Source organism: Parabacteroides sp. CH2-D42-20 (assembly GCF_003670185.1).
GTDB lineage: Bacteria > Bacteroidota > Bacteroidia > Bacteroidales > Tannerellaceae > Parabacteroides > Parabacteroides distasonis.
Window position 1 is genome coordinate 1 of record NZ_RAYG01000051.1, and the last position, 15,444, is coordinate 15,444.

The window sequence follows — 15,444 nt, forward strand, 5'->3', positions numbered from 1 at the left end:
CAGATGATAACGTGGAGCTAACCTTTCATTACGAATTGGATGAAGACGGTTATGTGAAAAAAGTGGAAGTTAAAAATCTGGACGGATCTGAAACGTGGTGGACAGAGACATATACTTATGAAAGAGTAAAATGAAAGGTTTGTTTCTGAAGTATATACTTGCAGAATAGGCTTTTTCTTATTTAAAGCCCCCACCCAGTAGCAAGGATATAAAGAAGATCACCCAAGCGAGCAAAGAGTATTCTTGCTTACTTGGGTGATTTTGTGTATATTTGAATTGAAAATGAGACAATTAACTAATTTATTAATCAATCTTGATTTACATTGTGTAAACCAAATATGTAAACCAGAGTATTAAAACGAAAAAAGAGGCTACAAATCATTTTGCATACTGTTAATATTCAATCAATTACAGTATAATTTTAAAAGACAGATGTACTTATAAACAGTTGACTTAAAATCCTTTGGCCATTGCGGCTGTGCGGGTTCAAGTCCCGCTTCGAGTACGATCTAATTTAATTGCGGAAGTAGCTCAGTTGGTAGAGCATAACCTTGCCAAGGTTAGGGTCGCGGGTTCGAGTCCCGTCTTCCGCTCGCTTCCAAAAGGCCTCGCTGTTCGAAAGAATAGCGGGGCTTTTTATTTCTAAAATATAATCGTATCTTTATCTTCAATTAAAGTGAGGGTTATGGAATTACGTACAGCGAATGTTACCCGATATATCATGCCTCTGCGGGAAGGCGGATCATTGCCTGCTTTAGCGGAGGCGGACGATGAGTTTAAATATGTCGTTAAGTTCCGGGGAGCCGGACATGGGACAAAAGCCTTGATAGCCGAGTTGATCGGAGGTGAGATCGCTCGTTGCTTGGGTTTCCATGTACCGGAATTGGTCTTCCTGAATCTTGACGAGGCTTTCGGGCGGTCGGAAGGTGACGAGGAGATACAAGACTTACTACAAGCAAGTCAAGGGCTCAATCTGGGATTACATTTTTTATCTGGAGCCTTGACTTTCGATCCGGTAGTCAATCATGTAGATCCCAAACTCGCCTCACAAGTCGTATGGCTCGATGCTCTATTGACAAATATAGATCGCACGGTCCGGAATACGAATATGCTGGTATGGAATAAGGAACTTTGGCTCATCGATCATGGAGCTTCCTTATTTTTCCATTTCTCATGGGTAAATTGGCAAAAACATGCGATCGGTCCTTTCAGCCATATCAAGGATCATGTATTATTGCCACAAGCGACGCTGCTGGAGGAAGTAGACAAGGATTTCAAACGTATCTTAACGGAAGAGAAAATTCGTGAGATCGTAGGTCTAGTACCCGACGATTGGTTGCATTGGAACGATAGTCCCGGTATGCCTCAAGAGATACGTGATGTATATATCCGGTTCTTAATTGACCGAATCGCCCATTCTGACACGTTTATAAATGAAGTTCGACATGCAAGACAAACACTTATATGAATATGCCGTAATCCGTATCGTACCGAAAATCGAACGGGAGGAGTTTATCAATGTAGGCCTTATCATGTTCTGTAAACGGCCTAAATTCATCAAGGCTCGCTATCATGTAGACGAGAAGAAACTTCGTCTGTTCACATCAGATATAGATAAAGAATCTTTGTGCGCCAATCTCCACGTTTTCGATAAGATATGTTCCGGCGCCAAGGATGGAGGCCCTATAGCTAGCCTAGATATTCCAGAGCGCTTTCGTTGGCTTACCGCCATAAGAAGTGCCTCTATCCAAACCTCACGTCCACATCCCGGTTTTTCCAACGATCTAGAACAGACATTTGAGAGATTATTTCAAGAATTAGTCTTATAGATAATAAACATAAATCTCCGTATCACGATAAAAGAAAAAAGACGGATCGTTTAAACAACCCGTCTTTCCTTATTGAATTAATAGATATTATACTTTTCCTTTTAAGTCCGCATCCATAGCGGCGGCGGCCTTACGACCGTCTCCCATCGCCAGAATCACGGTAGCTCCACCACGAACGATGTCACCACCGGCATACACATCGCCTAAAGCGGAACGCATACTGTCTTCCTCCACTACGATCGTACCCTTCTTGCTCACCTCCAAGCCTCCAAAGGCACGGGGTATTAATGGATTCGGAGATACACCGACGCTAACGATCACCTCATCCACATCAATTGTTTCGATAGCGCCCTCGATAGGTACCGGACGACGGCGACCAGAGGCATCCGGCTCGCCCAATTCCATCTTCTGCAAACGCATCTGTTTCACACGGCCTCTTTCATCACCTATATATTCAATCGGATTATGAAGCGTCAAGAACTCCACACCTTCTTCCTTCGCATGTTTCACCTCTTCCAGACGGGCAGGCATCTCCTCCTCGCTACGACGGTAGACGATCATAGCACGCTCAGCACCCAGACGACGAGCAGTACGGACAGAGTCCATAGCTGTATTGCCACCTCCGATCACGGCCACCTTCTTCCCTTGTAGCACCGGCGTATCACTTTCCGGATTCGCCGCATCCATTAAGTTTACACGGGTCAAATACTCGTTGGACGACATCACGCCCACAAAGTTCTCACCCGGAATGTTCATAAAGTTAGGCAGACCGGCGCCACTTGCCACGAACACGCCCTTAAAGCCATCCGCATGCAAATCATCATAACTGATCGTCTTACCCACGATACAATCTTTCTCAAACTGTACGCCCATCTTACGAAGGCCATCAATCTCCACGTCCACGATCTTATTCGGTAGGCGGAACTCCGGGATACCATATTTCAATACACCACCGATCTCATGCAATGCCTCGAACACAGTCACATCATATCCACGCTTCGCCATATCTCCGGCAAAAGACAATCCGGCAGGACCGGAACCTACCACGGCAATCTTGATACCGTTCTTCTCCGCAATCTCCGGAACCGAGATATTACCGCTCTCACGTTCGTAATCAGCGGCGAAACGTTCCAAGTAGCCAATGGCAACCGCTTCCTTACCCATTTTCAAATGGATACACTTGCTCTCACATTGTTTCTCCTGCGGACAGACACGACCGCAAACAGCGGGCAGGGCACTTGTCTCTTTCAAGGTCTTAGCGGCCTCCAAGAATTCCCCACGCTCGATATTCTTGATAAAAGTAGGTATATTGATATTTACCGGACATCCCTGCATACAAGTAGGATTCGGACAATCCAGACAGCGCTCGGCCTCTTGCATAGCCTGTTCTTTTGTCAAGCCTAAGTTAACTTCCTCCAAACGGGTACGACTCCGGTATTCCGGGTCCAACTCGTTCATCTTCACACGGGGGATATCCGCACGTTCTTTATTTTTCTTGCTTTTGCGAAGCGCCTCCCGCCAAGGTTCGGCACGACGAGCAGCGATTAATTCTTCTGTTGTCATGATTCAATTACGTGGTTTCGTTATTTCTTCTCTATATCCTTATAAGCGCCGAGGCGCATGATCATCTCATCAAAATCCACTTGATGAGCATCGAACTCCGGTCCGTCCACACAAACGAACTTGGTCTTCCCGCCTACCGTAATACGGCAAGCACCACACATACCCGTTCCGTCCACCATGATCGTATTCAAGGAAGCTACGGTAGGAATCTCGTATTTCTTTGTAAGAGCGGAAACGAATTTCATCATAATAGCCGGACCGATCGTAACGCATAAATCCACCCTCTCCCGGTTGATCACGCTCTCCACGCCATTCGTCACCAAGCCTTTCGTACCCAGAGAGCCATCATCCGTCATGATAATTACCTCATCCGAGTTTTGGCGCATCTGCTCCTCAAGGATTACCAAGTCCTTGGTACGGGCCGCCAATACGACGATCACACGATTTCCCGCCTTATGGAAAGCCTCCACGATCGGCAACAACGGAGCGACACCTACGCCACCACCGGCACAAACAACCGTTCCAACCTTCTCGATATGGGTAGCCTGCCCTAACGGACCCACCACATCCGTGATATAGTCACCCTCGTTCAATTCACAGATCTTACGGGATGAGCCGCCTACCGCTTGGATCACCAAGGTGATGGTACCTTTCTCGGTATCCGCCCCGGCAATGGTAAGAGGTATACGTTCGCCTTTTTCGCCAACCTTCACGATCACGAAGTGACCGGCCTTGCGGGAGCGGGCGATCAAAGGAGCCTCGACTTCCAGCTTCACCACGTTGACTGAGAAATGTTCTTTACTTACAATCTTATTCATTATAATCGGTACTGTTGATAGTTTGTCTTGTTTTGCTGGCAAAAATAAGATAAAAAAGTGAATATAGCCCTATTTTCCTTAACAAAAGGCTTTATTCAAACAAACCTTCATCACGCACTAACATCAAAATAGCGGAATGAGGAACAATCAAGAACTTCTCGTCATTAAAATTGATCTCGTAAGCGGCATTTTGCAAATAGACAGCCAAATCACCTTCACGGGCTTGAAGCGGCAAGTATTGCACCTCCTCCCCTTTCTTTTTCTCCCAGACCTCATGCTCCTCAGATTGAGAAGGCAACGGATATCCGGGCCCCGTCTTTATGATATAACCCGCTTGTATCTTCTCCCCTTGTTGAACCGAGGGAGGCAGATACAATCCGGTCTTAGTCTGGCTCTGTGGATTCTTAGGCTTAATCAATACTTTATCGCCTATCATCAGAAATTTATCGATGTCTTTTTGATCTATGGATAGTTGCATGATTATAAGATGTTAAATTTTTATTTCGCGAACTTACGGAAAGTTTACCGAAAATAAAAGCGAGCCTTCTTGATGAAAGCCCGCTCTTATTTATAATGAACATTTATCTACATTAAATAGAACGTCCCTTGAACACATTCGACTCGCTCGAAGGATAGAGATTTCCCGTAAAGGATATACGGTTGCTATTAAAGTTAGGCGATACCGTGGCAGTACATTTATTCGTACCTTTCGCCATACGGAACGTAACCCTAGCGGATACCGCTACACCCTGCACATTCATCTCGTACATAACGTTTCCTTTTTTGTCAGTCTTCATCTGTACACCGGAAGTTGTTCCATCAACCGTTATACCTCCTATTCCGTTAGGACCGGCCGCCGGAGTATTAAACGCTAACTGAATGGTAGCCTTCTCACCCTTCACCGAAACGAAGTTCGTGTTCGGAGTAACATAAACAAAACTACCGCGCTTAAACTCTATACGATCCGCTTCCAATACGAAATCCTTATTCTTCAAAGCTTGCACCGCTTGTTCAAACAATGCGTTAGCCTCGGCTTCCTCCGCAGCTTTCTTCGCTGCCTTCTCTGCTTTCTTTGCTTCTTTCTCGGCCTGCTTCGCAGCTTTCTCTGCTGACTTGTCCTGCTGTGCCATCATCGACCCTGCACCAAATAATAAAACGGCGAGCAATAATACAATCTTCTTCATATTAACTCATTTTTAAAGGTTTGTCTATAAAAGTACTTTTATACATACAATAAAAATACAATTAACATCGACATAAGTTCATCTTTAACCCTTATTTTTCACGTTTTTAACATGATACCATAAAAAGCCCCATGCGGTTACCGCCGCAATGAAATCGGAGAAAGGTTGCGCTAGCCAAACGCCATCCAATCCCCAGATCGGAGGAAATAGCAGGATAGCCGGTATCAGGAATAAAACCTGCCGACTTAGACTCAGAAACATCGCTTTCCATGCGACACCGATACTTTGAAAAAACTGGCTGATCGTAATCTGGGAACCGACAACGAAAAAGACCAGCATCGTCAGACGTAATCCATTATCCGTAATCGACACCAATTCGGCATCCGTCGAGAATACGCTAACGATCAGTCTCGGGAATAATAAACTGACGATACATCCTACCCCTGTAATCAAGGTCGATACTATAATAGACAACCGCAAGGTAGCCAATACCCGGTCATGATGCCCAGCGCCATGATTAAACCCGACAATCGGTTGCATCCCTTGGGCGATACCGATAATCAACATAACCAGCAGCATGGCGATACTGGAAATAATACCGCTGGCACCAATCGCCAAATCGCCTCCATTCTCTTTCAACGCATGGTTCATGATCACCACAACCACACTGCCCGCCAGCTGCATGGAAAATGGAGACATGCCGATCGTAAATATATTCCAAATAATGGAACCTTTCAACCGGAAATATTTCGTATGGAAACGTACGATACTATCCTTGCTGATAAAATGACTCATCACGAAAGCGGCACCAGCAGCCATGGAGATCACCGTAGCGATAGCGGCACCCTGTATCCCCATATCCAGCCAGAAGATAAAGATCGGGTCTAGGATCACGTTCAATACGGCACCGATCATCATCGTGAACATCGCCTTTTTCGGATATCCGGAAGCACGCATCACGGCATTAAAGCTAAAGCTTAATGTAGCCAGCAAATTACCCGGGATAGCGATATATAAATAGTCTTTCGCATAAGGTATCGTCTGCTCGCTTCCTCCGAACCACGTTAACAAATCATCCAAGAAAATCATACTGGGGATAATCGTCAAGGCTCCGATAATGAATGTCAAAGTGAAAGCGTTTCCTAATACGTTATCTGCCAGATCATTCGCCTTACGGCCTAGATGAATGGAGACCCTTGTAGCGGCTCCCGCACCGATCAACATTCCAAATGCCTGCATAAAGAGTAGTATCGGGAAAGTCAAAGTCAATCCGGAGATAGCTAGCGCACCCACTCCTTGTCCGATAAATATACGATCTACGATATTATAAAGAGCATTAACCATGGTCCCGATAACGGCGGGAATCGCGTAATGTACCAACAAACGGCCTATATTCTCATTTTCCAGCCGCCATGTAATCTCATTTGACATATATAACTTATGATTTATGAATTATGATTGAGATCATCTCCGCCACACTTCCTACGATTCTCGTGCCCTCTTCCGCAGGGAACTGAATACGCAGGCTATCCGGAGCATTACAATAAACACTTATATAATCCTCGCTAACCGACGAGGGCTTAAAGCCATTCCGGATCAAGGCATTCCCAACCCAATAAGAAGTCATAAAATCCCCCTCAACCCCAATAAGCTTTGTTGGAGCTGCCGTATTCAATTTCCCGGTATTCGGATCAAACACGATTCCTTCCTTGCTAAAGAAAGTCTCGAAAGCTCCTCCCATAATCAAGTCCTCCGGCGTTCCACATGCCATTGGGCGACTTTTCTCCTGTAACCATAGACAGTCTCCCAGCTGGATCGCCAAATCAAGATCATGCGTCGATAGCAGAATCGCTTTTTGTTGCTTTACCGCTAATTTATGTAACAAGACCATAGTCTCTATCCGACTTGTCACATCTAAAAAGGCCGTCGGCTCATCCAACAATATGATGGGGCATTGCTGTGCCAGCGCTTTGGCGATCATGGCTTTCTGACGCTCGCCATCACTAAGTTCCGACACATAATTATAAGCCTTATGAGCGATACCGGCGGCAGCAAGCGATTCCTCGATAATCCTACGATCTTCCTGCCTTAATTGTCCGAAAAAGCCGGTATAGGGATGTCTTCCTAAAGAGACCAACTCGTAAACCGTTATTCCACCGGCATTTGTCTTCTCCGTGAGAACAACACCTACCATCCGGGAAAAATCACCTTGCGAGTAAGAGGCCAACGGCTTTCCTTTCAATTCGATCTCGCCCCCCAGAGAGGGCTGGAAGCCGCACAGCGTACGCAATAAGGTAGACTTTCCCGCACCATTCAACCCGAGAAGGCAAGTCACCTCGCCCGGATATAAATTCAAGTCGAGGGCATCATGCACCAACTTTAGGTGTCCACCTTTCAAAACATATCCAATACTCAGATTTCTTGTCCTTATAACTGGAATCCTTTCCATAACCACTAATTAAAATATTGAATATTCTTCCGGTTCACGATTACGTAAATAATAATAGGCGCCCCAAGCATAGGGGTAACGGCATTCAATGGCAGGATCGTATTACTGCCCGGTACCACCATCAGCATATTACATAGAAGAGCAACGCAGGAACCTGTCAGCATTGTAACTGGCACCAACATCTTATGATTGGAAGAGCCTAACATCAACCGGGCGATATGTGGAACTGCTAATCCGACAAAGGAAATGGGGCCGCAAAAAGCAGTAGTTGTAGCCGTTAATACTCCCGTACACAAAAGAATCGCGATCCGTGTTCGTTTGATCCGGATACCTAAATTAGCGGCATACATTTCTCCCAATAATAAGGCATTCAAAGGCTTGATCAGCAAGATCGCTAATAACAGCCCGATTAACGCACAAGTTCCAAAGAATGGTAATTGTTCCAAGGATACACCGGAAAAATTACCAAGCCCCCACATCACGAACGCATGTACCCGGTCTGTAGATGAATAATAATTCAAGATAGAAATAACCGAAGAAGCTAGATAGCCAATCATGATTCCGATAATCAGAAGCATGACATTATTCTTCACTTTTGCCGAAAAATAGATAATCAGTCCCAGTATCACGCAAGCCCCCACAAAGGCTGCGAGGATTACCGCCATATATCCACTGATCGGCCAATCCGTGAACTGCCCCAACGTACCACCGAAATAGAGCATGATAGCGGCTACTCCAAGATTAGCGCCATCACTAATGCCCAATATGGAAGGTCCCGCCAACGGATTCCGGAACAATGTCTGTAATAGCAACCCGCTGGTAGCCAAGGAAGCCCCCGCCAATAATGCGGTTATAGCCTGAGGCAAACGAGATTGCAACACGATATTCTGCCATGCGATCTTATCAGATCCCTTCCCCAGCAAAATATCCATCACGTGATCCAAAGGAATCGGTACGGCCCCATACGCCAGCCCTCCCACAAAGAGCACCAAAAGAACCACCCCCAACAACGGATAAAAAAGCAGTGCTTGTTTGTTCATGGCGCGAAGGTATACAAAAAAGCGGAGTTATGTTATACTTCTCCCTACCTCACGAAGAAAACCAAAATATTGCTCACGTACGCAATTATTAGGAATACACATTCTTAAACGATCGCCTCGAGTACCACACATCGTAAGCAAACCGTAATAATAAAGTAGACTACGGAAATTATCTATATCCGTTACCCGTTCGGCAGGAAAGGATGTATGTAAGTCCACCAAGATCTTTCCTTTTGCCGCGATTTCCTCGATGGTACCCATACGATTTTCCTCCTGTACAGAGTCACGATCAATACGTGCCAGCATCTTCAGCTTACTATAGTCCGTTCGGATATTCTTATCGGCCATTTCTCCCGGGGAACAATGAAAATCAACTTGCCAACGTAAATAATACAAAGTCATATCACAGTTAAAAATCCGATCGTCACCCAAGCTCTCTCTTGCGAAACAGTAATTATCATACCAAGGCTTCATTTCCGTAATCATAGCCTCAGCATCCCCTTTGAGCATATCGTTTTGCTGATAATAACGGAACATCTCACGAACATCCGTTTCATCAAAACCCATCATGGCATTAAAACGAGGATCTACCGAGATATTCCAGTCTATATTATATCCACTCGACAAATCATCCAGCGTCACAGGGCTTACCCCCATCATGAATATACGGTCAAACATTCCCTTGAATTGTTTGAAATACTCCCGGTAGAAACCACTGGCGTGAGTCAAGTCATGAAACATTCGCTGCCCATGCTCACTCAATATCACATTGGTAAAGTTGTCGTACTCATCTATAATGAGATACAGGGGATATCCCTTTTCCTTCGCTTTTACCTCTATGTAAGCCAGCTTAGACTTCGCGCTTTCTATATGCTCGACGGTCTCCTTAAAATCAGCGTCATAATAAGCTGCGTACACATGCGCGAACTGATTAATGATTAAGCCGCAATAATCATTGAAACTTGTCATCAGGTCCGCTCCCGGCATCGAACAGCCCGCTTTAGAGAAATCGAAATAAAGTACCTGATACTTATTCCTTTCACCGGTTGGATGCGTACCAATCCAGAGATCTCCAAAATATGCATCAAAATCATCCTGACGCAATATATCATAATACGTTAATACGTACGCATCATGCTTAGGAATACGCTCTTGCCAAACCGTCTCGGACGGATCAAGAAAAGATAGCTAGGCATCTTCTCGATAAGCGGAAGGTACATCGTTTTATCCACGAAATAGAAATTACCATTCCTTATTCGATTGAAATCTGATAATCCGTAAGGGATTCCTTTCACTTGACTCATATACTGGATAACTTTTATACTTGTTGTAGGCAAAGTTAGTCTATTCCTTGCAATAAGCACTAATATTTAGAAAAAAGAGCAACCACAATGTTTGCAAATGCATTTATTCAAGTTTAGTTCACAAACGAATGCATCTGTCTGTTGTTTTGGTTCGATAAAACTCGATCAAGTCATTCATTTCAATATTTTGCTTACAGTTCCATTCTCTCAAAAGGAGATGCTTTGGTCGTTGAGAAGCACACTATTTTTGGCTGTTGAAGTGAATAACTAACGGCTTGTCGAGTGAATAACTAACGGCTATACCTAGCCGTTAGCTTACGGCTTGGGAAGTGAATAACTAATCACTTGGAAAGCCTTTTACGAGTGACTTAATCAACTGTATACCAGATATATTTCGCAAACGCATTTTACTACTCAACTAGCTCTTCAACTAAATTAAAGAAGAACCAGCTATTTCAAGAAAAGACACACTGTGGCTAAAGCCCAAAAAGCAAGTTATATTATACCAGTTAGATTGTCACGGTTATACTATGGGCATGATTTTGAGATGGGAAATAAGAATAAAGAGGAGATATGTTTCTGCACGGAAATAAGGTGTGTCAAGGAAACATCAAAAAAGGATCAAAAGGGCGTTTTTCAAGAAATCACTATAAGGCAATGGATTGCTAAAATTTTCTTTCAAATTTGATGACAAGACATACATTGGCTCGAAATAAACGATTCTTCCTTACTTTAGTGAGCTAGACAAAGTACTACCGTACCTCATCTAGCTCTGAAAGTCTTTATTTGAATGCAGGATAACCCGGATTCTGAGTCAATTTATCGTTAGATTGATAAGCATCTTGAGATATAGGGAACAATTTCAAATAATCATCTGTCTTTCTCACACAATTTGAAGCAGCCCACATACCTTTGTCATAGGCCCCGAAACGGATATCATCCTGGCGGTTGTGCATCTCCCAAGACAATTCGAGGCGACGCTCAAGAAGGATATCATCCAGCGTAACAGTAGCGTAATTGTGATTGGAATCACCAAACGCACGTTCACGGACTTGATTAACCAAGCTTGTGGCCTCAGACGCACTACCACCACTACGAAGCAATGCCTCTGCTTTCATTAAAAGAACATCCGCATAACGGAACACATGGAAATCATTACCCATAGCGTCTGTCAAAGTCGTTGAGTACGGCCATTTCTGGCAACGTGCGCCATCATGCTGATTTACCGCTCCCCAAGTTGTTCCATCATATTCCGTACCAGCCAACATAGTAACATCGATCGTATGGTTTAACAAGAAACCATGGTCTGTCTCAATAGGCTCACCGGTCGAGGCATTATACATCTGGCCGATCAAGAATGTAGCTTCCTTACGAGGATCGTCATCAGAGAACAATTTAACATATTCCGGCTGCGCACAAACACCATTCCAAGCAGAAACACCGTTAGAAAGAGCCAACTGATCTTTGTAGTGCAACGTACGGTTCATCAATTGCCAACGATTATCCTTATCCGTATCCGTCTCTGAGAACGGAGCGGCCAAGATCGCCTCACGAGAACTCTCGTTCGTCAAGGAGAAGTTTGCCTTAAAGTCCGGCTCTAATATATAACCCATCGCCATCACTTTGTCGCAACACTCTGCGGCCATCTGGTAAGCATTGTTACAACTTACACCCCAAGCTTCCGCATTCAAATATAATTTAGACAACAACGTATAAGCTGCACCTTTCGTAAACTTAGCATAACCATTTTCACGACCCGGACAAGTTTCCGCAATCTCTGTCACTTCTTTAATCAACCAATCAAACACGGCCTGGCGAGGTTGGCAAACCGGAAGTTCCTTGTCCGCATAATCAGTAACCAATGGAATATTGCCCCAATCGTCCATCATCTTGTAAATCCAAAAAGCACGGATACCTCGGATTTCAGATGTATATAGAGACATCTGTTCGTCCGATAAGAAATCAGAAGATTCCACTACCTTCAAGTTGGCATTACAAGTACCGATAGCCTCAGAAGCCGTAGACCACGCTCCCTTGATCACAGAAGTCTGCGAAGTCCATGTGTGCATGTAGATCTCACGATACTGACCACCATCATACCAGTCGCCACCCTTACGGGTAGGAGTAACAGCATCAGATCCCGACATCACATCCAGCGCAATAAAATTTCCATCCGCAGGATAATTCTTCAATGTCTTATACACGGTCCCTACCAACACACTGATCTCCGAATCAGTATAACCGAATGAATCCGCAGGGACATTATCGTATACCGTTTCATCCAAGTTCGTACACGCTGGCATAGAAAAAAGGAGAGCCGTGCCAGTCAAGAACGATATTATATTTCTTTTTTTCATAACGAATGCATTTAAAATTAGAATGATAAGTTAACACCAAATGTAAATGAACGAGCCTTCGGCATATAGTTACGCGGTTCGATACCCGGTGACAGACCGGCATCCGTATCGCTAGCCTCGCCACGGAAGAGCTCCACTTCCGGATCCAAACCGGAATAGCTTGTGATTACGAACAAGTTCTGAGCAGCTACATAAATACGGGCTTTGTCTAGCCAATCAATCTTCTTCGTATTGAATGTATAACCAATAGACATATTATCCAAACGGGCGAAAGAGGCATTCTCCAAATAATATGAGCTTACACGTGAATTCTCTCTCAGTAACATCAAGTCATCACCTTTCATAGCGTTAGCTCCGGCTACATAGGTATTATTACCATAAGCGGCACGCGGGTTGTTCAACAACTTGCCACCGATCTGCCCACGTAAGAAGAAGCTGGCATCCCAATTCTTCCAAGTGAAGGTATTGTTCCATCCAAATGTCAAATCCGGCTGGGAATCACCTACGTATGTACGGTCATCGTCCGAGATTTGTCCATCCTTATTGACATCTTCCATAATAAACTTACCGTTTTCATCAATGCCGTTACATTTCAACATAAAGAACTGACCGACCGGATAGCCTTCCTCTACCACATGAGAAGTCACGCCGGAAGCGCCGCGGATCCACGGATCACCTACATAAACACGGCTTGTTGAAAACAGGTCGTTAGACAACTTCGTGATCTCATTCTTATTGTGAGACAAATTAATAGAAGTATTCCAGTTAAAGCTCTTGTTTCGGATCACGTCTAAGTTCAACATGACCTCGATACCCTTATTGCTCATATCACCAACGTTGGCAGCGATCTTTTTATACACATACGTTGGAGTCGGTACAGCATAGTCATAAAGCATATCGGAAGTCTTCTTACTATAATATTCTACCGTACCGCCCAAGCGACCGTTAAATAACTGGAAGTCTACACCGATATTAAACATAGCAGTTGATTCCCACTTCAAATCCGGGTTCGGGTTCTGCGTGATACGGAAAGAGGTAGATGTACCACCACCGTTATAATAAGTACCATACGGCTGATACAACTCCAAGCTCTTATAAGGCTTCAAACCATCTTGATTACCTGTCACACCATAACCAGCACGCAACTTCAAGTCGTTCAACCAACTGATATCCTGCATAAAGGCCTCTTGAGAAATACCCCAAGCAGCAGATACAGACGGGAACCATCCCCATTTATGATTAGCACCGAACTTAGAAGAACCATCACGACGCATCGTAGCGGTGATCATATATCGCTCATCGTAGCTATAGTGCGCACGAGCAAAGAAAGAGATCAATTTATAGTCATTCTTGCTGGAAGTCACATTACCGATCTTCAAATCGTTACCAGCTTGGATAGAGTTGGCACCCATAGATGCTACAGAGAACTGTGTTGCCAAAGATTCTTGCGACTGATAACCGTTGGTTTCCCAAGAATAACCCAGCAAAGCGTTCAGTTTATGTTTTTCCTCCGCACCGAAAGACTTGTTATAGTCGGCCGTCCATTCCATCAACTCACGATCCCATACGAAGTTGCGTCTCTTGGCATAGCCATTCGAGCTATCACCCAAAGAGTTTCCAGCACCACCACCTAACGCATTGTCGGGGCTTTCCCATTGGCTATAATCGCTAGTATAACGACTCTTATATAAGTTCGCCTTTACGTTCAGGCCCTCAATTACTTCAAACTGCACATCGCCTTGTCCATAGAAATAATTATTTTTGAATAATTTGTAGTTTTCATCTTGGGCTTTCACCATGTTACCTTGGTTATAAGCGTTGTCGTTACCCGTAAAATAAGAGCCATCCTCATTGTAAATCGGAACGACCGGAACATTATTGTAAGCAGCGATGAAATAGTCGGCAAACGTAGCTTGCATATCTGTCAAAGTAGCAGCTCCCGTCAAACCAATACGCAAACGATCATTGATAGCTCGTTGCTGGAATTGGAAGCGGAAACTGTGACGCTTCATCCAGTTATCGCGAGCGATACCCTTACGGTCTAAGTAAGTATAAGACGCACGATAGTTACTTTTGGAAGAACCTCCAGACAATGACAAGGCATGATTCTGAGAAATACCCGTACGTAATAAAGCACCGAACCAATCAGTATCAGCGTTATATTTGTCATATTGCGAGATGTCACTACCCAATTGTTTGTTCACATCACGCCATTCGGAAGCATTCAGCATATCCGGTTTGTTAGCAACCTTATCCATTGTCACATAACCATCATAATTAATCTGAGTCTTAGCTCCCGAACCTCTCTTGGTCGTAATCAAGATAACACCACCTGCGGCACGAGAACCATAGATAGCGGCGGAGGAGGCATCCTTCAATACGGAAATAGACTCGATATCTGAAGGAGAAACCGTAGACATATCACCACCGGGAACACCATCGATAACGATCATAGGACCTTGATCGTTTTGCAAGGTAGAAGTACCACGCAAACGAATCTGAGAGCTACGAGTCACATCACCAGAGCCAGAAGTAATCTGCAAACCAGCCACTTTACCTTGTAGCAAATCTGAAGCATCACGATTAACACCCTTGTTGAAGTTTTCCTCGGAGACATTGGCTACAGATCCGGTAATCTCCTTACGAGTCTGCGTACCATAACCGATCGCAACAACCTCACCCAAATTTACTACGGATGGAGCTAATTTAACGTCCACTTTGTTACGTCCTTTAACACCTTCTTCCAAAGTGTTATAACCAATAAAAGAAAATTGAAGAACGGCTTTTTTCAAGTCGTTAAGCGTTAGAGTGTAATTACCGTCAATATCGGTAATCGTACCATTGGTAGTACCCTTTTCTACAATGTTCGCACCGATGATGGGCTCACCTTGTTCATCTAG

11 protein-coding genes, 1 tRNA gene and 1 pseudogene are annotated in these 15,444 nt (G+C 44.3%); 3 read left to right on the plus strand and 10 right to left on the minus strand.

The genetic code is table 11. The features are described 5' to 3' along the window. Positions 1-520 precede the first annotated feature (520 nt). The 3 genes from D7V92_RS20860 (at position 521) to D7V92_RS20870 (ending at position 1,829) form a co-directional block, all read left to right on the plus strand. Positions 521-593, plus strand: a tRNA-Gly gene (locus tag D7V92_RS20860). A gap of 92 nt (positions 594-685) precedes the next feature. Next, a complete protein-coding gene (locus D7V92_RS20865; RefSeq protein ID WP_008772667.1) occupies positions 686-1,468 on the plus strand; it encodes a HipA family kinase in 783 nt (260 codons plus the stop codon). Then, positions 1,446-1,829, plus strand: coding sequence for a DUF3037 domain-containing protein (locus D7V92_RS20870; protein ID WP_008772668.1), 384 nt, complete (start codon positions 1,446-1,448; stop codon positions 1,827-1,829). The genes D7V92_RS20865 and D7V92_RS20870 overlap by 23 nt, the downstream gene beginning before the upstream one ends. 87 nt (positions 1,830-1,916) lie before the next feature. On the opposite strand, the gene gltA is transcribed toward D7V92_RS20870, so the two are convergent. From gltA to D7V92_RS20930, 10 genes and pseudogenes are all read right to left on the minus strand, one after another. Continuing rightward, positions 1,917-3,392: an NADPH-dependent glutamate synthase gene (gene gltA / locus D7V92_RS20875; RefSeq protein ID WP_034531559.1), complete on the minus strand. Its 1,476-nt coding sequence runs from the start codon at positions 3,390-3,392 to the stop codon at positions 1,917-1,919. A gap of 20 nt (positions 3,393-3,412) precedes the next feature. Beyond that, positions 3,413-4,210: a sulfide/dihydroorotate dehydrogenase-like FAD/NAD-binding protein gene (locus tag D7V92_RS20880; RefSeq protein WP_121773687.1), complete on the minus strand. Its 798-nt coding sequence runs from the start codon at positions 4,208-4,210 to the stop codon at positions 3,413-3,415. 91 nt (positions 4,211-4,301) lie between these two features. After that, positions 4,302-4,688 (minus strand): co-chaperone GroES family protein, encoded by a 387-nt coding sequence (locus D7V92_RS20885; RefSeq protein WP_005859009.1) that lies wholly within the window; start codon positions 4,686-4,688, stop codon positions 4,302-4,304. Positions 4,689-4,800: 112 nt separating this feature from the next. Further along, positions 4,801-5,394 carry a DUF4251 domain-containing protein gene (locus D7V92_RS20890; protein WP_005859017.1) on the minus strand — a complete coding sequence of 198 codons (594 nt, stop codon included), beginning with the start codon at positions 5,392-5,394 and terminating at the stop codon, positions 4,801-4,803. Positions 5,395-5,478: 84 nt separating this feature from the next. Next, positions 5,479-6,825: an MATE family efflux transporter gene (locus D7V92_RS20895; RefSeq protein WP_005867849.1), complete on the minus strand. Its 1,347-nt coding sequence runs from the start codon at positions 6,823-6,825 to the stop codon at positions 5,479-5,481. 7 nt (positions 6,826-6,832) lie between these two features. Beyond that, positions 6,833-7,843: an ABC transporter ATP-binding protein gene (locus tag D7V92_RS20900; RefSeq protein ID WP_036612409.1), complete on the minus strand. Its 1,011-nt coding sequence runs from the start codon at positions 7,841-7,843 to the stop codon at positions 6,833-6,835. Positions 7,844-7,848: 5 nt separating this feature from the next. Beyond that, positions 7,849-8,883 (minus strand): iron ABC transporter permease, encoded by a 1,035-nt coding sequence (locus D7V92_RS20905; RefSeq protein ID WP_008772672.1) that lies wholly within the window; start codon positions 8,881-8,883, stop codon positions 7,849-7,851. Between the two features lie 48 nt (positions 8,884-8,931). Then, positions 8,932-10,187: pseudogene (locus D7V92_RS20910) on the minus strand (AAA family ATPase); the annotation flags it as partial. Positions 10,188-10,969: 782 nt separating this feature from the next. Next, entirely contained in the window at positions 10,970-12,544 is a 1,575-nt protein-coding gene (locus tag D7V92_RS20925; RefSeq protein WP_005867843.1) for a RagB/SusD family nutrient uptake outer membrane protein, read from the minus strand. Between the two features lie 17 nt (positions 12,545-12,561). Next, the coding region (locus D7V92_RS20930; protein WP_233551538.1) for a TonB-dependent receptor at positions 12,562-15,444 on the minus strand (2,883 nt) is incomplete at its 5' end.

Excerpts from the sequence above, each read along its gene's own strand:
- D7V92_RS20905 (WP_008772672.1), bottom strand. The coding sequence starts at position 8,883 with ATGAACAAACAAGCACTGCTTTTTTATCCGTTGTTGGGGGTGGTTCTT.
- D7V92_RS20880 (WP_121773687.1), bottom strand. The coding sequence starts at position 4,210 with ATGAATAAGATTGTAAGTAAAGAACATTTCTCAGTCAACGTGGTGAAG.
- D7V92_RS20890 (WP_005859017.1), bottom strand. The coding sequence starts at position 5,394 with ATGAAGAAGATTGTATTATTGCTCGCCGTTTTATTATTTGGTGCAGGG.
- D7V92_RS20865 (WP_008772667.1), top strand. The coding sequence starts at position 686 with ATGGAATTACGTACAGCGAATGTTACCCGATATATCATGCCTCTGCGG.
- D7V92_RS20885 (WP_005859009.1), bottom strand. The coding sequence starts at position 4,688 with ATGCAACTATCCATAGATCAAAAAGACATCGATAAATTTCTGATGATA.
- D7V92_RS20895 (WP_005867849.1), bottom strand. The coding sequence starts at position 6,825 with ATGTCAAATGAGATTACATGGCGGCTGGAAAATGAGAATATAGGCCGT.
- D7V92_RS20925 (WP_005867843.1), bottom strand. The coding sequence starts at position 12,544 with ATGAAAAAAAGAAATATAATATCGTTCTTGACTGGCACGGCTCTCCTT.
- D7V92_RS20870 (WP_008772668.1), top strand. The coding sequence starts at position 1,446 with ATGCAAGACAAACACTTATATGAATATGCCGTAATCCGTATCGTACCG.
- gltA (WP_034531559.1), bottom strand. The coding sequence starts at position 3,392 with ATGACAACAGAAGAATTAATCGCTGCTCGTCGTGCCGAACCTTGGCGG.
- D7V92_RS20900 (WP_036612409.1), bottom strand. The coding sequence starts at position 7,843 with ATGGAAAGGATTCCAGTTATAAGGACAAGAAATCTGAGTATTGGATAT.